Raw genomic sequence first — 21477 nt, forward strand, 5'->3', positions numbered from 1 at the left:
CGCTGGCCTTGGTGTCTCCGTGTCCTACACCGGTGTATAAATCACGAGCTTCAGCGCGGGATCGTCGTTGGCCTGAAAACTCGTGTGCTCGAACCGGAGCACGCCCTTGGTCGGATGGTTCATGGTCTTCAGGCCCGAGGCGGTGCTGCGGATCTCGTGCGCCTCCCACCATTTGACGAATTCCGGACTGCCCTGGCGCAGTCGCGTGAGCAGCTCGGTGAAGGCGGGATCGCCGGCCCAGACGTCGTGAGTGGCGCGAAACATCGCGACCATGCTCTTGGCGACCTCGGTCCAGCCCGCGCCGTAGAATTTTCGCGTCTGCTTGTTCGTCAGCACCAGCAGCAGCGTATTGCGATCCTGCTCCGGCAGCTGTCCGAAGCCAAAGACCTCCTCGGCCGCCGCGTTCCAGGCCAGCACGTCCCAGCGCCGGCCGGTGATGTAGGCCGGCTGCGTCAGGCTCTCGATCATCCGCCGGATGGGCGGCGGCACGATCTCGGGCACGAAGGCGGCCCTCGCGCCGTCGCGCGCCAGCGCCTTCAGATGGGCGTGCTCGGTCTTGCTGAGCCGCAGCGCACGGGCCAGTGCGTCGACGGTGGTGACCGAGGGGCTGACGGTGCGGCCCTGTTCGAGGCGGATGTACCAGTCGACGCCGATACCAGCGAGCTGCGCGACCTCCTCACGCCGCAGCCCCGCGGTGCGCCGCCGGCGGCCCGCCGGAAGACCCACGGATTTCGGCGATAGCTTTTCGCGGCGGGACCTGAGGAAATCGCCGAATTCGACGCGGCGTGGGTCGGCCATTGTTGTCGCTCCCGCGATGGAGGGTCCTTAGAATACTAGGATAATACCAGGCCTTCATGTCCCCTACAAGGCGGCGCATATGCGCTTCACCGACTTTGAGGTGAACATCATGAAAGCTGCCGTGCTCAAATCTTTCGGTTCGCCGCTGGTGATCGAGAATGCCCCCGAACCGGTGCTCGGCACCGGCGAGGTCATCGTCGACGTCGTCGCCACGCGCGTGCTGTCCTACATGAACGAGGTCTTCGACGGGACGCGCAATTATGCGCTCGACCTGCCGATCATCCCCGGACCCGGCGGCATTGGGCGGGTGCGCGCGATCGGCCCGGACGCAACCAAGCTTGCCATCGGCGACTGGGTGTTCTGCGACCCGACGGTGCGTTCGCGCGACGATGCCGTTGCGCCAGACATCGCCCTGCAAGGGCTCACCGCCGCCGGCCCCGGCGGCCTGCGCCTGCAAAAGCATTTTCGCCACGGCTCGTTTGCCGAGCAGATGCGCCTGCCGACCGAGAACGTCACACGCCTCGGCGCGATCGCGCCGGAGGAAGCGACGCAATGGTGCGCCCTTGGCACGCTCCTGGTGCCCTATGGCGGCTTCCTCGCCGCGAACCTGCGACCAGGCGAGACCGTCCTGGTGAGCGGGGCCACCGGCAATTTCGGCAGCGCCGCCGTCTCGGTCGCGCTGGCGATGGGCGCGGCCTGCGTGGTCGCCCCCGGCCGCAACGAGAAGATCCTGGCCGACCTCGTCCGCCGCTTCGGCGCGCGGGTCAAGCCGGTCAAGCTCACCGGCGTTGAGGACGACGACCGCGAGAGCATGAAGCGCGCCGCACCGGGCCCGATCGACTGCGTGTTCGACATCATGCCGCCCTCGGTCAGCACGAATGTGGTGCGCGCGGCGATCATGGCGGTGCGCGCTTACGGCCGTGTCGTGCTGATGGGCGGCGTCGGCATGGCGGGCGGCGCGGGGCTCGAGTTGCCCTACCCCTGGATCATGCGCAACTGCATCACCATCCACGGCGTCTGGATGTACCCGCCGGACGCCGCCAGCCGCCTGATCGCGCTGGTGCGCGCCGGGCTGCTCAGGCTCGACGAGTACGAGGTGACGGCGTTCGATCTCGACCACGCCAACGAGGCGGTGGCACAAGCCGCGGCCAATAGCGGGACGTTCAAATTGACCGTGATTCGGCCGTAACGGCGGCGCGGCGCTGCGATGCGCCGTCGCAGCCGATTTGCTGGATATATCAAATAGCTGCAATGCATGACCCCGATCGTGGCCGGCAGCAGCCGGCTACTGTGCATGGGGTTGTTTTCGCGTTTTTTTAATCGAGCTCGACGACCTGGCCGTTCGACAGCGAGACTCGCCGGTCCATGCGGCTGGCGAGCTCCATGTTGTGGGTGGCGATCAGCATCGACACCTGGGTCGCCTTGACCAGCTGCATCAGGGCCTGAAAGACGTGGTCCGCGGTATGCGGATCAAGATTGCCGGTCGGCTCGTCCGCAAACAGCACGCGTGGCGCATTGGCGACCGCTCGCGCGATCGCGACGCGCTGCTGCTCGCCGCCGGACAGCTCGGCCGGGCGATGGGTGATGCGGTCGCCGAGGCCGAGATAGCCCAGGATATCCTTGGCGCGTTTGACGCTCTCGGACTTCTTCAGGCCGCGGATCATCTGCGGCAGCATGACGTTCTCCAGCGCCGAGAACTCCGGCAGCAGCCGGTGCGACTGGTAGACGAAGCCGATATCGGTGCGGCGCAGCTGCGTGCGCTCGATATCAGGCAGCTGCGAGGTCGGCACGCCCGAGACATAGACCTCCCCGGAATCCGGCGCCTCGAGCAGCCCCGCGATGTGCAGCAGCGTCGACTTGCCCGAGCCCGACGGCGCCACCAGCGCGACCGACTGCCCGCGCCACAACGCCAGCTTGGCGCCGTCGAGGATCGTCAGCGGCACCTCGCCCTGCAAGTACTGCCGCTTTATCTCGTGGAGATAAATGACCGGTACATCTTCCGCCCCCTGCTGCTGCTCCATCAGCCCCTCACTCGTACCGGAGCGCTTCGACGGGATCGAGGCGCGCGGCGCGCCACGACGGGTACAGCGTCGCCAGGAACGACAGCGTCAGCGCCATGACGACGACCGCCGTGGTCTCGCCGATGTCGATCTCGGCGGGCAGCTTCGACAGGAAATAGAGTTCCGGCGAGAACAGCTCGGTGCTGGTGAGCCAGGACAGGAATTGCCTGATGGATTCGATGTTGAGGCAGATCACGAGACCGACGAAGAAGCCGACCAGCGTGCCGACCACGCCGATCGAGGCGCCCGTGATCAGGAAGATGCGCATGATCGAGCCCTGCGAGGCGCCCATGGTGCGCAGGATCGCGATGTCGCTGCCCTTGTCCTTCACCAGCATGATCAGGCCGGAGACGATGTTCAGGGCCGCGACCAGCACGATCATGGTCAGGATCAGGAACATCACATTGCGCTCGACCTGGAGCGCGTTGAAGAAGGTCGAGTTGCGCTGCCGCCAGTCGACCAGGAACACAGGGCGGCCCGCGGCCTCCGTCACTGCCTTGCGGAAGGCGTCGATCTTGTCGGGATTGGTGGTGAACACCTCGATCGAGGTGACGTCGTTGCTGCGGTTGAAATAGGCCTGTGCCTCCACCAGCGGCATGAACACGAAGCCGAGATCGTATTCGGACATGCCGATCTCGAACACGGCGACGATCTTGTACGGCTTGATGCGCGGCGTCGTGCCCATCGGGGTGACCGCGCCCTTCGGCGCCACCAGCGTCACGCTGTCGCCGGCATGCAGCGACAGCTGGTCGGCGAGGCGGCGGCCGATCGCGACGCCCTGCCCCTCGTCAAAGCCTTCGAGCGAGCCCTGCTTGATGTTCTTGGCGATCGAGGTGAGGTTGTTGAGGTCGTCGGAGCGGATGCCGCGCACCAGGACGCCCGAAGCGTTCCATGGCGAAGACGCCAGCGCCTGACCATCCACCACGGGAGCAGCGAGCCGGATGCCCTCGACCTGGCTGAGGCGGTCCGCGACGTCCTTCCAGTCGGTCAGCGGCGATTCCAGCGGCTGGACCAGGATATGGCCGTTGAGACCCAAGATCTTGTCGAGCAGCTCCTTGCGGAAGCCGTTCATGACGGCCATGACGATGATCAGCGTCGCCACGCCCAACATGATGCCGAGAAAGGAGAACCCGGCGATGACCGAGATGAATCCCTCCTTGCGGCGCGCCCGCAAATAGCGCCCCGACAGCATCCACTCGAATGGCGCAAAAGGCGCGGTCTGCACGGTTTCGGTCATGGTCTCATCCATCGCTCGATAATCCCATGATTCGGGGTCAATTGTGGCCGGATTGGCGGCCGCGATATCGCGCGATGAACAATATTCAGCCAACCAGCCTTATCAGCCCACAAGTCTTGCGACCGCGTCCGCAGGCGACATGGTCTCTCGGGCACCGTCGCTGCGCCGCTTGATCTCGACCTTGCCGTCGGCGAGCCCCTTCGGCCCGATCATGATCTGCCAGGGGATGCCGATCAGGTCGGCGGCAGCGAATTTGGCGCCGGCGCGCTGGTCGGTGTCGTCGTAGAGCACGTCGACGCCCTTGGCCGTGAGCTCGGCATAAAGCTTCTCGCAGGCCGCATCGACGGCCGCATCGCCCTGCTTGAGGTTGAGAATCGAGACGCGGAACGGCGCGACGGCCTCCGGCCATTTGATGCCGGCGTCGTCGTGACAGGCCTCGATGATGGCGCCAAGCAGGCGCGAGACGCCGACACCGTAGGAGCCGCCATGGATCGGCACGTCGACGCCATCGGGGCCGGCCACCAGCGCCTTCATCGGCCCAGAGTATTTCGTACCGAAATAGAAGATCTGGCCGACCTCGATGCCGCGGGTGTTCACCCGCTTGTCCGCAGGCACCTCCTGCTCGAACCGCGCGGAATCGTGAACGTCCTCGGTCGCAGCGTACAGCGAGGTCCACTGCTTGATGATCGGTGTCAGGTCACCCTCATAATTGACGTCCTCGCCCGGCACCGGCAGGTCCAGCACGTCGCGATTGATGAACACGCCGGATTCGCCGGTCTCTGCCAGCACGATGAACTCGTGGCTGAGATCGCCGCCGATCGGGCCGGTCTCGGCGCGCATCGGAATCGCCTTCAGTCCCATCCGTGCGAAGGTGCGCAAATAGGCGACGAACATCTTGTTGTAGGCGACCCGCGCCGCCGCCTCGTTGAGGTCGAACGAATAGGCGTCCTTCATCAGGAACTCGCGGCCGCGCATCACGCCGAACCGCGGACGCTGCTCGTCGCGGAATTTCCATTGAATATGATAGAGATTGAGCGGCAGGTTCTTGTAGGACTTCACATAGGCGCGGAAGATCTCAGTGATCATTTCCTCGTTGGTCGGTCCGTACAGCAGCTCGCGCTTGTGGCGGTCGGCGATGCGCAGCATCTCCGGGCCATAGGCATCGTAGCGGCCGCTCTCGCGCCAGAGATCGGCGAGCTGCAAGGTCGGCATCAATACCTCGATCGCGCCGGAGCGGTCCTGCTCCTCGCGCACGATCTGCTCGATCTTTTTGAGCACGCGGAAGCCGAGCGGCAGCCAGGCATAGATGCCGGCGGCCTCCTGCCGGATCATGCCGGCGCGCAGCATCAGCCGATGCGAGACGATCTCCGCCTCTTTCGGATTTTCCTTCAGGATGGGCAGAAAGAATCGCGACAACCGCATGGCAACACTCTAGGAATCAGTGACGGGTTGCAGTGAAACCGGATTGGGAGCGAAAACACAAGACCGAGAATGAGGAAAAGCCGCTAACGCGGCGGAATTCCTGTCATTTTTCCGTCGACTTCAGGTTTGACTTGAGCAGCAGCATGCCCTGCAAAGCCGGCGCTCCTAGGGCGACGCCACCTCCAGTTCATCCTCCAGCGTGATCCTCTCGAAGTCGGTCACCAGCGCGTCGATCCGCACGTGCCAGCGGCCGGCGAAGGGCAACTCGACCTTGCGGACATGCCAGTAGCCGTCCGGCCCCAACGAGGCATCCCGTTCCATCGGCTCGATGCCGCGCTCAGGCAGACTCAGCGTCAATGTCACCTCCTTGGCCGCGAGCGACGTCCCCTCGCCGGTCATGAGCTGAAGCACGAAATCGTCGACGCCGGCCTTCCCAGGAGACACCAGCACCTGGAACATTGCCTTGTCGCTGTGAATATGGATCGCCAAGGGCGTCTCCGGAACGATGCTCCGCGGCGGCGGCGTGAAGCGCCAGCCGGCGACGACCGCGAAGATGATGAGTGCGATCGCGCATTCGAACAGGATCGAGCGCTTGAGGGACGCGGCCTCGTGATCCCTTGCCAGCGTCGGGGTCAGGTGAAAGCGGTTGAGCGCGGCGAGTGCGAGCAGCACGAGGACCAGCGCGAGCTTGATGGAAACGATGAGGCCGTAGCGGGTCTCGACCAGCGCCGATGGCTTTTCGAGCTGGACGATGGCGAGCACAAGGCCGGTCAATGCCAGCGTGGCGACGACCGGCACGGCGGTGCGGGAGAAGCGGTTTACGACAGGCAAGGCCATGGCCACCGGCTTCGACACCAGCGCAACGAGGGGCGCCAGCGCCCCGATCCAGAACGCGACGCCAAGGCCATGGAGGAAAATCGCCGGCCGCGTCAACATTTCGGGCGGAGCCGTGGCGGCGTGCCCGGTCATGGCCAGCGACAGGCCGACGCCGATGAACGCGATGAACGCAAGACCGCGCGGGTACCACGCGCTGCGCAGCGCCACCAACGCAAGCAGCATCGCGGCGATGGCGATCAGCGATGCGGGACCCGCGCTCGTCGCGAACGCCACCATCCAGGGGGCCATGGTCGCAAGAGCCACTGGCGGCAAGCCGAGGAGATCGAGGCCCAACGCACCAAGGGACACCACCGCGCTCGGAAGGCCGACCGCGAGTGCCACACGCGGCACGGTCGTGCCCGTCATCGACCACGCGATCCAGCGCGCAAACCATACGCCGCCGACGCCGACAAACAGCCCGAGGTAAAGGCCGACCCGCGCCAGCCAGATGAGCGCGCTCAACCCGCCTTCTGTATTCGCGGGAGGCTTCGTCCCTGTCGGCAGGCCGATCGAGAAGACCACCGATCCCGCGATGGGATGGCCGTCCTGCGAAATCACGCGATAGCTGACGACCGCCGTGCCCTGCGGCAGGTCCGGCGGCACCGCAACCGAAATCGTTTCGCCCGACGCGTTGATGCGCACACCGTCCCGCGCCCTGCCCGTGCCATCAATCAGCTGGACCGCGCCCGGTGTCACCGCCTCGTTGAAGCGCAGCACCACGGCCTTCGGCGCGCGCGCAAGCATGCTGCCGCTGGCCGGCTCGACCGCGACCAGCGCCGCATGCGCGGACGCGCCGGTCGCGAAGCCGACAACGATGAGTAGCGTCGCAAGCGCGGCGAGCAGGCGCATCACGGTTTCGGCAGTAGCTTCACCCCGGGCGCCGGCGACTTGCCCTCGTGTGAATGCCCTCCTGCCCCCTCTGCCGGGATTTCGATCCAGCGGCTGACGCCGGTCTCGCATTCCTGGACGACGGGGAAGTACAGGGTCGTGTTTGGCTTTAGCGAGCCAGTCAGGACCGTGTGCATGACGAACTCGTCATAGTTCTTGTCCGGCAGCTTGCCGCCGGACCACATCACCTCCTTGACGCCGGAAGAGAGCTTGTTGCCGTGATAGTCGTATTCCCCGGCATATTTGCCCTCGACGACATCGACGTTCCAGCCCGCCTTCGGCATCGGCTTGACAGCGATCACCCCTTCAGGGATCTGCACGCGGATCTTCACCGTGGGCGAGCCCGCACAGCCGTGCGGTACGGTAAACACAGCCTTGTACGACGCGCCGACCGTGGCTTGCTTCGTCTCGAGCGACACGTGCGCCGCCGCCGGCGAGATGGCGAACGCAGCAATCAGGATCGGGCAGGATCGCTTCAACATATTCGGTCTCCCGGAGGCCAGATCAGCCTCATCACATCTTCATTCCCGAGTGATCCGGCATTTTCTTCATGTCCATATGGCCGGAGTGCCCGGCGCCGCCGGGCGCCGGCGCGCCAACAGCCTGGACGTCGAGAGAGACGGCGACTTTGCCGGCATTCTCGAACTGAAGTGTCAGCGGCACCTTGTCGCCCTGCTTGAACGGGCCCTTTAGCTCCTGGAGCATCAAATGATTGCCGCCGGGCGCAAGCTTCACGGTCTTGCCGGGATCAATGACGAGCCCCTTGTCGAGCGGGCGCATCTTCATCACGCCATTGTCCATCGCCATCTCGTGAATCTCGGCCTTCCCCGCGATGTCGGCGGAAACGCTGACCAGCCTGTCCGCCGCCGCCCCCTTGTTCTCGATGGTGAGATAGCCGCCCGCGACCTTGGCGCCGCCCGGCGTCGCCCGGCTCCAGGCCTGCGAGATGACGAGATCGCCGGCCTTGACGTCGTCGGCGCGCACGGGGGCGGCGAACATTGCGGCGGAAAGCGCTGCGAGCGCGAGGATGCGTGAGAGCTTGGTCATGTCCTTTGCCTTTCTTGTCGTAAACATCACTCCACCCCTCAGAACGTGTACTTGCCGGCGACAATGAAGGTTCGCCCCGGGAACGGATGGAACAGGAAGTACTGCTCGTTGAAGAGATTATCGATGCCGAAGTCGAATGCGAAGTTCTTCGTCGCGTTATAGTGCACCTTCAAGTCCACAACGAAGAAGTTATCGAACGCGCCATAGACGTGGGAGACGCGATCCGTGTTGTCCAGCGTCGAGTACTGCTTGCCGCTGTAGCGTGCAGCAACCGTGTAGGCCCAGCTATCGTTCGGCCGGTAGGTCACGCCGAACTTAGCGCGCCAGTCGGGCACGTAAGGCACGCGCTTGCCGACCACAGTCGTGGGCAGATTCGTCAGAGGATCAATTCCGGCCCAGCCCGCGTCGGCCAGGATTCGCGAGTCGACATAAGTTACGCTGCCGAACAGCTGCAGACCACTGACGAGAACGTTGTCCTTGTCGGCGGACAACTCGATACCCTGCAACCTGATCGCATCGACATTGCTGATCACGGTCGTCGGCGTTTGCACCTTCGTGATCGGATTGGTGACGAGGTTGGTCTGGGAGATGATCGCATGATCGGTGTGCTCCCGGAACAGGGTCAAGCGGATGCGGCCGTCGCTCCATCTGCGCTCGATGTTCAGCTCACCTGTCAGATCCTGCTCGGGGAACAGGTTGGGATTGGCGATCGTCGCTACGCCGCCGACTGTCAGGTTCTGATAGAGCTCCATGACGGTCGGATAGCGATAGGCCTGCCCGAAGTTTGCCGTGATATTCCAGTCCTTGTTCGGATCAAAGGACAGCGACGCCTTCGGTGAAAAATTCGTCGAGGCGAGTTGCGATTGTTGAACCGCAGCGATCGATGTAATCGCGCCGGCAGCGTTCGTCGCGGTGCTGATATTGAAACCATCCTGGGCTCGCCAGGTTTCGAACCGACCACCGAGCGTGAGCTTCAGATTGGGAAGGATCCTCCAGGCATCCTGAAGCCAAATCGCACCGGTCCGGGTCTCACCCTGCCCCTGCGAGTAGAGCGTGCCCGTCCCGGTGTCTCCCGTCGTATTCCAAACGGATGACGCATAAACGGGACTTTCCAGGCGATAACGATCACCATGCATGCCGAAACTGACCTCGTGCGGTCCGTCATAACCATACGGCCGCCAGATCCCCCTGGCATCGGCATTCTGCCAGTTGGTGCCGTCCATCCTCGTGATCTTCCCGTTCTGGGAATAGCCGACGCCTGTGGGCGTGATCGTGAACGGATTGAGCTGGATGTCCTGGAGATAGTTGTAGCTCGACGCCGAAAGGTCGAAATCGTAGGTGCCCTTGGTGTCGCTCTTGATCGCAACGGCGTTGCTGACATGGGTCTGGTCCCAGACATATTTGCCCGTGGCAAATCCGGACAGGCCCGCGAATGTGGGCGCACCCGTCGCTGCTGATTTCAAGTAGGTCTGGGGATCGGAGACCTGGTGGTTATTCCAGATCGCAAACGAATAGGTCGCCTGCACCTGCGCCGTCACGTCATAGGAAAGGCGGATGTTACCGGACGTCTGCTGCGAATGCGCGAGGATGCCCGTGCCCACCACGTTGGCCGCAACGCCCTGCTTGTTGAGCGCCGAAAACGCACCGGTCGTACCGGCCGGGATGCTGCCACTCGTCGTGTAGGTCAGGGGCTGCTGGTAGCTATCGAGATAGTTGGCGCTGACGAGCCAGGACAGCTTGCCGTCGCGATTGCCCGCAGCGGCGCTGGTCTGGCTGGTCACGTAGGTGTCCTTGGTGCCGTATTGATTCCAGGGCATCACGGACACGGTTTCCTTGGCGACTGCAAACGGCTTGTCCGGCATCTTTGACGAGATCAGCAGCACGCCGCCGATCGAGTTGCCGGGATAGGCGGCCGCGAACGGCCCGTTGAGATAGTCGACCCGACCGATCGCTTCTGGCGAGATCAGGTTCCACTTCGGCGAGGCATTCGTGTTGTTGTTGCCGATCAGCGCCGAGATCAGGAGATCGTCGTAGTAGATTAACGTCCGCGAGCTCGAATTGAGGCCCCAGCTTCGCGTCGCGAGCACGGCATTGTTGTCCCCGTCGTTGCGCTTCCGCACGAACAGGCTCGGCATATATTTGACGGCGTCCTCGGGGTCCTTGAGGTTGATAGTCTCGTCGACCTCTTTCGCCGTGACGCTGAAGGAGCGCTGCGGCAATTGATAACGTGCCACGGCGGCCGGCGGCTCGAGTGACACGCGGGCACTGCCTGCACCTTGCTCGGCCGCGACGGCGGGGGCGGCCCGCTCGGTGGCGGGCTTTGCCGACCGGTTCTGGACGGCGACCGTACGCGCCGCCGGCTTGCGCGGCTTGGGCTTCACTACCGCGGGGGCATCGACGGTGACCGGCGGCAGCACGACGTTACTGCTCTGAGCGAAAACTCCGCTCGACGACGCCAGCAGCGCGGCCTGAATGGCAACGATGCTCACGCCGCGGCGGGCATGACAACGTAACATGGGGCATTCCTGACGCCGGCTTTCTTCCCGGCTGTTCGACAGCATCAATCGCCAGCGGACGAGCCGCGGCGACGGTGGAGGTCGTCAGGAAATTCGAGGAGGCGCGCGCGCCTGGGTACTTGAGCCCTTGTGGGTGAAAACGGCAGATACATCCGCCGCGTGCCACACTACGCTTTCGACGTGGCGGGAGGGAATCGCGAACGCCGGCTGCGGCGGCGAATCGAGCGATGCGCCCGCCTGCGCCAGGCAACACAGCGCGCACGCACCGGCGTGTGCGCTGGGGCCGCCGGTTTGATCGTTCAGGCCCCCCTGCTCACCCCCGCTGTGGCAGATGACGCCGGCGGACAGCGGATCGACACCGGCCTGACCGGCCGCCAGACAGGCGGCAATCGGCGCCAGCACCTGCATCGCCAGGGCGAGCAGGACAACGGGTAGGAATTTTTGCAGCCGCGCGTGCATCCGCCGAACCATTCGTTCGCCTGCTAACTAAACATCGTGCCTGCCCCAAGTCGAGGTCAGTTCCACCGTCTGCTTGCCCCGGCGCAAATTTCTCGAAAAACTGTGGTCGGAGCCCCCTACCCAAGGTCGGAGGGCCGGCATTTGAGACAAGTCAAAGGCCCCCACGGTCCACAGATTTCCTATATTTGTCATATACTTATAAAGCCGCAAACCCGATCATTTCGTCAGCTGCTCTTATTTTGAACAATCGTTGCCGAAAATGATGACAAGTGAGAAAAGTTGATCTAGCATTCTCTTGCTCAGGCGCTGACCGCGAGGTCGTGGCCTGGTGGTCCAAGTCTCGGGAGGAGCCCCTGGCGCGCAAAACGCAGCGTCGCCCCGTCAATCAAGAGCAAATCTTAGAATCGGGGATAATAGGGTCGACACAATTTTTGAGCGGGGCCAGGGCCCCGCTCTTTTTTTGCCTGCATGGCTGAAGCACCGATGAAGGCTCCCCCCCCCCATCCGATCGAACGCAGTTTTGAGCTGGCGGCCTCGCGCTGCGCCGATCTGACGCCGAGGGTCTATCAGCGCCTGTTCGAAGAGCATCCGGAAACCCGGATGATGTTTCGCTCGCAAGGCAGCGAGCTCGTGATGGGGTCGATGCTCGCGCTGGCCATCGAGGCGGTCCTCGACTTCACCGATGAGCGTTCTGGGCATTTCCGGCTGATCGCCTGCGAGGCCGCCTCGCACGAGGCTTACGGCACGTCACGCGACCTCTTCATTGCCTTCTTTGCGATCATCAGGGAGACGCTCCGCGATCTGCTCGGTGATGAATGGTCACCGGACATTGCAGAGGCCTGGGATGCATTGCTCGTGGCGATCGACGCATTCGCCGGCGTGCCGGCCTGACGCTTTGCGCTGCACCAAGGGTGGCTTGCTGCGATCGCGCGATTGATTGCAGATTGAGTGACGTCAGCTCTTGTGAGACACTTTCAGACATCGGTCGCGCAAGCAATGACGCGCCGACGATAAAATTTTACGGGAGCGAGCGATGTCCGGGACGAAAGATTTCTCGACGACGAGGCGCGATCTTCTTCAGGCGGCAGCGACCGCCGGCGCAGCGACTGCCATCCTCGGCAGCATGGGCATAAACCCAGCACTTGCAGCCGAAGTCGGACGATCCGAGAAGCCGCTGAAAGCGGCCTTCTCCAACGCAGGCCTCCAGGCCACCTGGTGCGCGCAGGGCAAGCAGGCCGCGGAATTCTGGGGCAAGCTGTTCAATGTCGAGGTGACCTGGTTCGATGGTCAGCTCGACGCCGTCAAGCAGCGCGCCGCGATCGACAACATGGCCTCGCAGAAATGGGATTTCGTCGCGATCCAGGCTTTCGGCATCGGCACCCTCACCCAGCCCGTGCAGAAGATGATCGACGCCGGCACGCCCGTGATCGACATGGATACGCTGATCGCGCCGCTCGACCAGATCAATGTCCATTCCTTCCTTGCCCCCGACAACGAGTTCATGGGCGCCTCGGTGACGCAGGCGCTGTGCAACGCCATGGGCGGCAAGGGCAAGATCATCATGACGCAAGGCGCGCTCGGCCACACCGGCGCGCAAGGACGCGCCAAGGGGTTCAACTCGGTGGTCAAGCAATTCCCTGGCATCGAGGTGCTCGACACCCAGCCGGCCGACTGGGACGTCTCCAAGACCGCCCGCCTCTGGGAGACCTATCTCACGAAATATCCGCAGATCGACGCGGCGTTCTTCCACAATGACGACATGGCGCTCGCCGCCTACAACATCATGAAGGCCCGCAACCGCACCAACATCCTGATTGGCGGTGTCGATGCCATGCCGCCGGCGATCCAGGCGGTGAGCGAGGGCCGCATGTTCGCGACCGTGCGCAATCCGTCCTGCCGCATCCATGGCGGCGCCATCATTGCAGGCGTGTCGGCCGTGGTCGGCGGCGAGAAGAGCGGACAGGGCATCCCGAAAAACGTCGTCACTGACGGCCCGGTCGTGACCAAGGCAAATGCCCCCGGCATGCAGTGGATGGAAGACCATTTCCTGATTTAGTCCTCCATGCCAGAGGTTCGTTCGCCCATCCTGGAACTGAAGGGCATCACGAAGAGCTTCGGCGGCGTCGAAGCGCTTCGTGGTGTCGACTTCGCGCTTCTTCCCGGCGAGATCCACGGTCTCGTCGGCGAGAACGGCGCGGGAAAAAGCACGCTGATGAAGATCATCGCCGGCGTGCATGCCGAATTCTCCGGCCGCTTCCTGATCGACGGGGTGGAGACGCATTTCCGCTCGGCGCGCGATGCGCATGCGGCCGGCATCGCCATGGTGCACCAGGAGCTCTCTGTCGCGCCCGACCTCACGGTCGCGGAGAACGTCTTCCTGGGCAACCAGCCGACCAACCGCTTCGGCCTCGTGCAATGGCGGCGGATGGCGCGCGAAGCCGGCGAGCAGCTCGCCCGCTTCGGCATCGACGTCGACCCGATGAGCAGGCTCGGCGACCTCCCGATCGGGCTTCAGCAGCTGATCGAGATCGCCCGCGTGCTGTTCTCCGGCGCGCGCATCGTCATCCTGGACGAGCCGACCTCCGCCCTCTCCCCACCCGAGGTCGAGCGCCTCTTCGCAACGCTCAGGCGACTGCGCGAGGAAGGCACCGCAATCGTCTTTATCTCGCATTTCATCGAGGACATTCTTCGCGTGTCGGACACTGTCACCGTGTTCCGCAACGGACGGAAAGTCGCGGAGACGGCGAGCGCCGCGACCAGCAAGGGCGCGCTGATCGAGGCCATGATCGGCCGCGGCGGCGAGGTGCTCGAGCACAGCTACACCGACGATTTGATGCTGCCGCGGCCGAGCGGCAGTCCGGTGGTCCTGAAGGTCGACCAGCTATCCCTCGCCCGCAGCCTTCAGGACGTCTCGTTCGAGGCCCGCGCCGGCGAGGTGCTCGGCATCTACGGCTTCATGGGCTGCGGCCAGCAGGAGCTGTCGCGCATCCTGTTCGGCAAGCTGAAGCCGGACAGCGGCACGCTCGCCGTCGAGGGTACGCCAAAGACCTTCGCCAGCACGGCGGCGGCGCGGCGGGCGGGCGTGGCGCTGGTGCCGGAGAGCCGGCGCGACATGCTGTTTCACCAGGAGCCGGTCTACAAGAACATCTCGATCAGCATTTTGGATCGCATCTCGTCCCTGCTGCTCAAGCCGGCACAGGAGCGCGATATCGCCAAGCGCCAGGTCGATCAGTTGCAGATCCGGCCGCCCGTGGTCGGCCTCGACCTCGGCATGCTCTCCGGCGGCAACCAGCAGAAGGTCGCGCTGGCAAAGTGGCTGACCTATCCGCCCAAGCTTCTGGTGCTGTGCGAGCCGACCCGCGGCATGGATGTCGGCGCCAAGAACGACGTCATCAACATCGTCCGCGACCTTCGCGCCAGGGGGCTTGCCATCATCGTGCTGTCGACCGAGCCGGAAACGGTGCTGTCGCTGGCCGACCGCATCCTCGTGCTCAAGCGCGGCGCATTGGTGCGGGAATTCAGGAACGAGCCGGTCAGCAAGGACCGCCTGCTGGAAGCGGCGTGATGGAGCAGCACCATGACGAGCAGTGAAACGGTTCCGGCGGCGGCTGCGCGAGCGCGGGGCGTTGCGCCCTTCCTGCGCTCGCAGATGCGCAACATCGCGCCGTTCCTCACCCTGATCTTCCTGTCCGGCTTCTTCGCCTTCGCCAGCCCCTCCTTCGCGACGCTCGACAATCTCGGCAACATCCTGACCCAGGTGTCAGTGACTGGCATCATCGCGGTCGGCCTCACCTTCGTGATCCTCTGCGCCGAGATCGACCTGTCGATCGCCAGCATCGCCAACGTCACCGGCATCGCCGTCGCCTATTTCACGCTCCAGGAATCCTACGTCAACATCGCCAATGTGCCGCTGCCGGGCGCGGTCGCGATCATCCTGTCGATTCTGCTCTGTGCGCTGCTCGGCCTCGTCAATGCGCTGGGGCTGACCGTGATCGGCATCCCCTCCTTCATCATGACGCTGGCGATGATGCAGATCGCGGCCGGCATCTCGGCCCTGCTGGTGCGCGGCCAGATCGCCTACAAGGTGCCGAGCCTGATCACGACGCTCGGCTCGGGCTCGATCGGCGGCATTCCCTGGATCGTCATCGTTGCCGCCATCATGCTGCTCGGCGGGCATCTGGTGCTGACCTACACGCGCTTCGGCCGCTACATCTACATGGTCGGCGGCAATCGCGAAGCGGCGGAATATTCCGGCCTCAACGTCAAGCTCATCCTCGGCGCGGTGATGGTGATCTCGGCGGTCTGCTCCGGCATCGGCGGCATGCTCGGCGTCGCCCATTTCGGCAGCGCGCAGCAGAACGAGTTCGACACCTACCTGCTCGACTCCATCGCCGCCGTCGTGGTCGGCGGCACCAGCCTGTTCGGCGGCCGCGGCGGCATCGGCAACACCATCGTCGGCCTGTTCGTGCTCGGCGTCCTCAACAACGGCCTCGACCACGTCAACATCGACAGCTTCCTGAAGATCCTGATCCGCGGCCTGATCCTCTTGGCGGCGCTGGTCATCAACGTCTACGCCCAGCGGCTGAGAGAAAAAGCGGCGGAGTAGACGGCGCTCAAACAAAAAAGTGCGAAAACAACCCCATGCACAGTAGCCGGGGCTAGCGGAATCAATGGCTTGCCGGTGACGCGGTACAATTGCGGATTTCACGAAATCCATTTGACACGTCGGGCAAAACAGGAGCAGGATGGCACCATAGCGATGTTTCGGCCCGAGGCAGCGCTGCCTGAACGCTCTGACGTTCAGCGCAAACAAATATCCGTCATCCTGAGGTGCGGGGCAAGCGATGCGAACGCATCGTATGCGGAGCCTCGAAGGAGGAACGGCCGAGATGTGCAGCCGGGCCGTCGTCCTTCGAGGCCTCCGCTATGCTCCGGCACCTCAGGATGACGGACATAGAGCGACGCTCGCTGTACCAGTCTCGTCATTGCGAGCGCAGCGAGCAATCCAGAGTCTTTCCGCGGATCATTTCTGGATTGCTTCGCTGCGCTCGCAATGACGATGTGGTGGCAGAGAGCTCGACCACGTGCACGGCGGAGTCTGAGAACGCCGCTACCTTCCAGCCTGATGGCTTTTGTGCCGCCTGTTGCAGCCTGCTCGCGAAGTAACGTCTGGTCCTCCGACGACATGAATTGACGCTCCGCGGCGAGACGTTCCATTTCGGGCGCCGTGAGCGATTGCCCCTTGGATCCGCTTCATTCCGCGGCGATCGCCTCGATCTCCAGCAGCCATTTGCTGTCGACGGTTTCAGCGATCATGACCGTCAGCGCGGGTTCGTGTCCTTCGAGCATCTTGCGGCGAACGGCACGATTGGGCACGACCTGACTGATGTCGGTCAGGAACGTGGTGACCTTGACCAGATGCGTGACGCCGAGGCCGGCGGCGGCGAGCACCTCGATGACATTGCGCCAGGCCTGCTCGCATTGCGCTTCGAAACCTTCGGGCACGCTGCCGTCAGATGTCTCGGGCACCTGGCCGCTGATGAACAGCAGGCGGCGATGCTGACTGAATTCAAGCCCCATGCTGTAGCCACCGGCGGGAGCATGAACCGATGGTGGATTATGACTGACGATTTGAGTCATGTCAGATTGTCTCCTGTTCGCTCGGGTTTGCGATCGATCGACCCTAACCGGCTGCATCGCGCCGGCGCAAAGCAATGTTGCTGCGGTTCAGCGCAAGAAAATCTATTGCAAGCGCGCGGCCATTCAGTGACAAACTGGGCAGCGATGACTTACATCCTTCCTCCGCTCAATGCGCTCCGCGCATTCGAAGCCGCCGCGCGGTATCTCAGCTTCAAATTGGCCGCGCACGAGTTGCACGTAACGCCCGCCGCCGTGGGGCAGCAGGTGAAGGCCCTGGAGGCGCGCCTCGGCGTACGCCTGTTCGATCGGCTACATAAGCAGCTCATCCTGACCGCGGCCGGTCAGGCCTATCTGCCCGGGATATCCGAAGGCTTTCGTCACATTGCGGAGGCGACCTCGCAATTGAAGCCGGCAGGTGCGGCGCTGCTGCAATTGGGAGTCCATGGCAGCGTCGACCTGCGTCGCCTCGAATTGGCGGAGTTTCGCAGCGCGCATCCAGACATCGGTCTGCGGGTGCTGCAGCCCGCCGGCTTGCACGAGCTGGTCGAGGGCAAGGTCGACCTGCTGATCGCGCGCGGTCTTGGCCACCATCCGGGCTATCGCTGCGATCGGGTCAGCGAGGGGGCTGGTCTCGGTGATTGGCTGGTTGCGCCTGAAGGGACCGCGGATTGCCCTGAAGTCGTCAGCTTCCGCGAATGGCTGCGCGCCTTCCTCGCCGACAACCCGCGCACAAACCACCGCCGCCCTCGCCTGGTCGGCATCAGCGGACGTTGAGGCGGCCCTCTGTCGTTGCCAATCTCGCCTGCGCCGCAATCTCGTCGCTTCGCCAGCACCGCACCGCATGCCCGTCGCGGCGCGTTTCAAGCACCGGCCCAGGCTCGCGGCGACACAGGGCTTCGGCGTGGCGGCAGCGCGGGCTGAACGCGCATCCGTTTGGCGGATTGAGCGGATTGGGCAGGTCGCCCCCTGTCGTCGCTAACGGTGCGTGGCGTAAGGGATCGGGGATGGCAGCGATCAGAGCTTGGGTATAGGGGTGCGCAGGTCGTTCGAAGATCTCGCGCCAGTGGCCATTCTCGACGATGCGGCCGAGATACATCACGGCGACGCGGTCACTCATGTGCTCGACGACGCCGAGGTCGTGGCTGATCATGATGAATGAGAGGCCGAGCGTGTCCTTCAGTTCCAGCAGCAGATTGATGATCTGGGCACGGATCGAGACGTCGAGCGCCGAGACCGGTTCGTCGCAGATGACGATCTTGGGATTGAGGATCAGCGCACGCGCAATGCCGATGCGCTGGCGCTGGCCACCGGAGAATTCATGCGGGTAGCGGCCCGCCTGTTCGGGCCGCAGGCCCACATGCCGCAGCATCGTCGCAACGCGGTCCTCGATCTCGCTTTTCGCGGTCACGCCGTGCACACGCAGCGGATCTTCCAGCGCACGACAAACGGTCTGGCGCGGATTGAGCGAGGCGTACGGATCCTGAAATACCATCTGCACGATACGGGCCAGCGCCTTCCGATCACCGGATTGCCGGTTCGTGACGACCTGCCCGTCCACCACGATGCGCCCGCGCGTCGGCGTCAGGAGACCAAGGATCGACAATGCGACCGTCGACTTGCCCGAGCCGGACTCGCCGACGAGGCCGAGGCATTCGCCTCGCCTCAAGCTGAGATCGACGCCGTCGACGGCACGGAGCAGCCGCTTCTCGCGACCCAGCAAGCCACCCCCGAGCGGAAAATGAACCGCGAGATCCTCGATGCTGAGGATGACATCGTCATCCGCTCTCCCCTGCGGTTCATGCATGGTGGTGGCACCTGACAAGACCGCCTGCTTCCAGCAAATCGGTCTCTGGCGCGGTGGTCCGGCAAATATCGGTCGCTTGCGCGCAACGCGGATTGAACCGGCAGCCGTCTGGGAAGCTGGTGATGGCCGGAACGACGCCCGCGATCTCCTTCAGTCTGCTACGGCCAAGCGCGGCGCGGCTGCCAAGCCGCGGCAGCGAGGCGACGAGGCCCTGCGTATAGGGGTGCGAAGGCGTTCGGAAGATATCGGCCGAGCCGCGCTCCTCGACGATGCGGCCGGCATACATGACGGCGACGCGGCGGCAGACATTGGCGACTAGGCCGAGATCGTGGCTGATCATTAGGATCGCCGTCCCTCTCTCGGCGCACAGATTGCGCATCAGCTCGATGATTTCCGCCTGCACGGTCACATCGAGCGCGGTGGTCGGCTCGTCTGCGATCAGGAGATCCGGACCGCATGCCAGCGCGATGGCGATCATCACGCGTTGACGCATGCCGCCCGAGAGCTGATGCGGGTAATCCTTCACGCGCCGCTCCGGCGCGGGGACGCGGACGCTCGCCAGCGCCTCGACCGCCAATTGGTTGGCTTCCCGCCAGCTCTTGCCCTTGTGCAGCACGAACATCTCGGCGATCTGCCGTCCCACCGGCGAGACCGGGTTCAGGGCCGTCATCGGCTCCTGGAAGATCATCGCGATGCGGTTGCCCCGCAGCTCCCGCTGCCCGGCGGCGGAAAGTCTCTGGATCTCCTGCCCCTCGAAGCGGATGACGCCACCGCCAATCGACAACGGTGGCCGCAGCAGTCCGATCAAGGCGAGCGCCGTGATGCTCTTGCCGCAGCCGGATTCGCCGACCAAGCCGAACGTCTCGCCACGATCGATGCGGAACGAAACGTTCTCGACGGCGGGCACCTTGCGGGATCCGTCGTCGAGATCGATGCGCAGATCCTCGACTTCGATCAGCGGCGAGCCCGTCATGTGCGCCGGCTCCGCGATTGTGGATCGAGAATGTCGCGCAGGCCGTCGCCGAGCAGGTTGAGGCCGAGCACCGTCAGGAAGATGGCAAGGCCGGGAAAAACCGAGAGCCACGGCGCCGTCGTGATCTGGTCGCGGGCTTCCGACAACATGCTGCCCCAGCTCGGAAACGGCGGGCGGACGCCGAGGCCGAGGAACGATAATGCGGCTTCGGACAGGACCGCGCTGCCCATGCCGAGCGTGCCGATGACGACGATCGGTCCGAGCATGTTGGGCAGCAGCTGCGTGATCATGATGCGCAGATCGCCATAGCCGAGCACGGTTGCGGCCTGCACATAGCCCTGGCTCTTCAGCGACAGAGCCGAGGCCCGTGCGATCCGGCAGGTGAAGGACCAGTTGGTCAAGCCGAGCGCGATGAGCAGGCTGGTCAGGCCGGGCCCAAGCACCGCCATGATGGCCAGCGCGAAGATCAGGGAGGGGATCGCCAGCATGAGATTGGTCAGGGCGTTGACGACATCGTCCCACCAGCCGCCCAAGTACCCGGCGCTCAGGCCCAGTGCCACGCCGATGATGCTGTTGATGAGCTGGGAGACGATACCGACTGTCAGCGAGACGCGCGCACCGTAGACGACGCGGGAATAGATGTCGCGGCCCTGCCCGTCGGTGCCGAACCACCAGGTCCAGCTCGGCGCCTCCTCTGCGTTCATGAGGTTGGCGTCCATGACGGGATCGGTGTGCGCCAGCCACGGCGCGAGCAGGCCGACCAGGATCGCAAGCGCGAACAATACGCCACCGATGATGAGATTGGCGCGGAGCTTCATGCGTATCTGATCCTGGGATCGATCACGCCGTAGAGCACGTCGATCAGCAAATTGATCGCGAGAAAGGCCAGCACCACCACGAGAATGGAGCCCTGAACGGCGGGAATGTCGCGCTGGAGGACACTGTCGACGAGCAGCGAGCCGATGCCCGGCCACGAGAACAATTTCTCGACGACGACCGCCTGTCCCATCAATGCACCGAATTGCAGGCCCATTGTCGTGAGTATCAGGACGAGCGCGTTGCGCATCACGTGCCACTTCACGACACGCATCTCGCTCATGCCCTTGGAGCGCGCCGTGCGGACAAAATCGGCGGTCATGATCTCGAGCACCGCGGCGCGCGTCGTCCGGGCCAGCAGCGCCATCGGCGAGACGCCGAGTGTCACCGCCGGCAGGATCAAATATTTGAGGCTGCCGTCGCCATAGCCGAAGCTCGGCAGCCAGCCGAGCTTCAAGGCGAACAGGTACATCAGCAGCAGCCCGAGCCAGAATTTGGCCATTGACAGGCCCGAGACGGCGACAACCATGGAGACCGTGTCGACGATGCCGCCCGGTCGCAATGCTGCGACGAAGCCGAGCGGAACGCCAATCGCAATCGCAAACGTCAAGGCTGCGAATATCAATTGCAGCGTCGGCCACATCCGTTTTGCGATCATGATCGTCACCGGCTCACGGGTCCGGAACGACGTCCCCAGATCACCGGTCGCAAGCTTGGCGATGTAGGAGCCAAAGCGCATGTAAACGGGATCGTCGAGGCCGAGCTGTTTTCTCATGCGCTCCACGACCTGCGGGTCCGCTGCGCCTCGGCCGTCATCGCTCATGCTCGAGACGATGCTGCCCGGGACCACGCTGAACAGCACGAAGACCACCAGCACCACGGCCAGCACGGTCGGAACGGTTTGCAGGATTCGACGGGTCAGGAAGGCGAGCATTGCAACT

20 protein-coding genes are annotated in these 21477 nt (G+C 64.0%); 6 read left to right on the forward strand and 14 right to left on the reverse strand.

Annotation, left to right across the window (positions count from 1 at the left end):
• Positions 1–24: 24 nt before the first annotated feature.
• A complete protein-coding gene (locus LRP30_RS22015) occupies positions 25–798 on the reverse strand; it encodes a helix-turn-helix transcriptional regulator (RefSeq protein WP_091885882.1) in 774 nt (257 codons plus the stop codon).
• Between the two features lie 109 nt (positions 799–907).
• On the opposite strand from LRP30_RS22015, the gene LRP30_RS22020 reads away from it, so the two are divergent.
• Positions 908–1987 carry a zinc-binding alcohol dehydrogenase family protein gene (locus LRP30_RS22020; protein WP_249761809.1) on the forward strand — a complete coding sequence of 360 codons (1080 nt, stop codon included), beginning with the start codon at positions 908–910 and terminating at the stop codon, positions 1985–1987.
• Positions 1988–2114: 127 nt separating this feature from the next.
• On the opposite strand, the gene LRP30_RS22025 is transcribed toward LRP30_RS22020, so the two are convergent.
• The 8 genes from LRP30_RS22025 to LRP30_RS22060 all read right to left on the reverse strand — a co-directional run bounded on the left by LRP30_RS22025 (position 2115) and on the right by LRP30_RS22060 (position 11315).
• The gene (locus LRP30_RS22025) at positions 2115–2819 is read right to left on the reverse strand and encodes an ABC transporter ATP-binding protein (RefSeq protein WP_128956480.1); all 705 of its coding nucleotides are present in this window, start codon (positions 2817–2819) and stop codon (positions 2115–2117) included.
• A 7-nt stretch (positions 2820–2826) separates the two neighbouring features.
• A complete protein-coding gene (locus LRP30_RS22030; RefSeq protein ID WP_249761662.1) occupies positions 2827–4107 on the reverse strand; it encodes a lipoprotein-releasing ABC transporter permease subunit in 1281 nt (426 codons plus the stop codon).
• A 90-nt stretch (positions 4108–4197) separates the two neighbouring features.
• The gene (proS, locus tag LRP30_RS22035) at positions 4198–5517 is read right to left on the reverse strand and encodes a proline--tRNA ligase (protein ID WP_249761663.1); all 1320 of its coding nucleotides are present in this window, start codon (positions 5515–5517) and stop codon (positions 4198–4200) included.
• Positions 5518–5682: 165 nt separating this feature from the next.
• The gene (locus LRP30_RS22040; protein ID WP_249761664.1) at positions 5683–7242 is read right to left on the reverse strand and encodes a CopD family protein; all 1560 of its coding nucleotides are present in this window, start codon (positions 7240–7242) and stop codon (positions 5683–5685) included.
• The gene (locus LRP30_RS22045; RefSeq protein ID WP_249761665.1) at positions 7242–7763 is read right to left on the reverse strand and encodes a DUF1775 domain-containing protein; all 522 of its coding nucleotides are present in this window, start codon (positions 7761–7763) and stop codon (positions 7242–7244) included. Before LRP30_RS22045 ends, LRP30_RS22040 begins: the two co-directional genes overlap by 1 nt.
• A 31-nt stretch (positions 7764–7794) precedes the next feature.
• On the reverse strand, positions 7795–8328 hold the full coding sequence (locus LRP30_RS22050; protein WP_249761666.1) for a copper chaperone PCu(A)C: 534 nt from the start codon (positions 8326–8328) through the stop codon (positions 7795–7797).
• Positions 8329–8366: 38 nt separating this feature from the next.
• The gene (locus LRP30_RS22055; RefSeq protein ID WP_249761667.1) at positions 8367–10844 is read right to left on the reverse strand and encodes a TonB-dependent receptor; all 2478 of its coding nucleotides are present in this window, start codon (positions 10842–10844) and stop codon (positions 8367–8369) included.
• Positions 10845–10928: 84 nt separating this feature from the next.
• A complete protein-coding gene (locus LRP30_RS22060) occupies positions 10929–11315 on the reverse strand; it encodes a DUF2946 domain-containing protein (RefSeq protein WP_128933464.1) in 387 nt (128 codons plus the stop codon).
• Between the two features lie 471 nt (positions 11316–11786).
• Between LRP30_RS22060 and LRP30_RS22065 the strand changes: the two genes are divergently transcribed.
• The 4 genes from LRP30_RS22065 (at position 11787) to LRP30_RS22080 (ending at position 15909) form a co-directional block, all read left to right on the forward strand.
• Positions 11787–12194 carry a globin gene (locus tag LRP30_RS22065; RefSeq protein WP_249761668.1) on the forward strand — a complete coding sequence of 136 codons (408 nt, stop codon included), beginning with the start codon at positions 11787–11789 and terminating at the stop codon, positions 12192–12194.
• A 142-nt stretch (positions 12195–12336) separates the two neighbouring features.
• Positions 12337–13359: a sugar ABC transporter substrate-binding protein gene (locus tag LRP30_RS22070; RefSeq protein WP_091885915.1), complete on the forward strand. Its 1023-nt coding sequence runs from the start codon at positions 12337–12339 to the stop codon at positions 13357–13359.
• Positions 13360–13365: 6 nt separating this feature from the next.
• Entirely contained in the window at positions 13366–14868 is a 1503-nt protein-coding gene (locus tag LRP30_RS22075; RefSeq protein ID WP_249761669.1) for a sugar ABC transporter ATP-binding protein, read from the forward strand.
• 12 nt (positions 14869–14880) lie between these two features.
• The gene (locus LRP30_RS22080; RefSeq protein WP_091885921.1) at positions 14881–15909 is read left to right on the forward strand and encodes an ABC transporter permease; all 1029 of its coding nucleotides are present in this window, start codon (positions 14881–14883) and stop codon (positions 15907–15909) included.
• Positions 15910–16556: 647 nt separating this feature from the next.
• On the opposite strand, the gene LRP30_RS22085 is transcribed toward LRP30_RS22080, so the two are convergent.
• Positions 16557–16883 (reverse strand): RidA family protein, encoded by a 327-nt coding sequence (locus LRP30_RS22085; protein ID WP_249761670.1) that lies wholly within the window; start codon positions 16881–16883, stop codon positions 16557–16559.
• Positions 16884–17087: 204 nt separating this feature from the next.
• On the opposite strand from LRP30_RS22085, the gene LRP30_RS22090 reads away from it, so the two are divergent.
• Positions 17088–17717: a LysR family transcriptional regulator gene (locus LRP30_RS22090; RefSeq protein WP_249761810.1), complete on the forward strand. Its 630-nt coding sequence runs from the start codon at positions 17088–17090 to the stop codon at positions 17715–17717.
• On the opposite strand, the gene LRP30_RS22095 is transcribed toward LRP30_RS22090, so the two are convergent.
• The 4 genes from LRP30_RS22095 to LRP30_RS22110 are packed head-to-tail and all read right to left on the reverse strand — an operon-like array spanning position 17704 to position 21470.
• Positions 17704–18747 (reverse strand): oligopeptide/dipeptide ABC transporter ATP-binding protein, encoded by a 1044-nt coding sequence (locus LRP30_RS22095; protein ID WP_249761671.1) that lies wholly within the window; start codon positions 18745–18747, stop codon positions 17704–17706. The two genes, LRP30_RS22090 and LRP30_RS22095, sit on opposite strands and share 14 nt — an antisense overlap.
• The gene (locus LRP30_RS22100) at positions 18740–19720 is read right to left on the reverse strand and encodes an ABC transporter ATP-binding protein (RefSeq protein WP_128933459.1); all 981 of its coding nucleotides are present in this window, start codon (positions 19718–19720) and stop codon (positions 18740–18742) included. Before LRP30_RS22100 ends, LRP30_RS22095 begins: the two co-directional genes overlap by 8 nt.
• Complete coding sequence (locus LRP30_RS22105; RefSeq protein ID WP_128946161.1) at positions 19717–20538, reverse strand: ABC transporter permease; 822 nt, start codon at positions 20536–20538, stop codon at positions 19717–19719. Before LRP30_RS22105 ends, LRP30_RS22100 begins: the two co-directional genes overlap by 4 nt.
• Positions 20535–21470, reverse strand: a complete 936-nt coding sequence (locus tag LRP30_RS22110; RefSeq protein WP_128946162.1) for an ABC transporter permease — start codon at positions 21468–21470, stop codon at positions 20535–20537. Before LRP30_RS22110 ends, LRP30_RS22105 begins: the two co-directional genes overlap by 4 nt.
• Between the last annotated feature and the right edge of the window lie 7 nt (positions 21471–21477).

The organism is Bradyrhizobium sp. C-145, from assembly GCF_023375135.1.
GTDB lineage: Bacteria > Pseudomonadota > Alphaproteobacteria > Rhizobiales > Xanthobacteraceae > Bradyrhizobium > Bradyrhizobium zhanjiangense.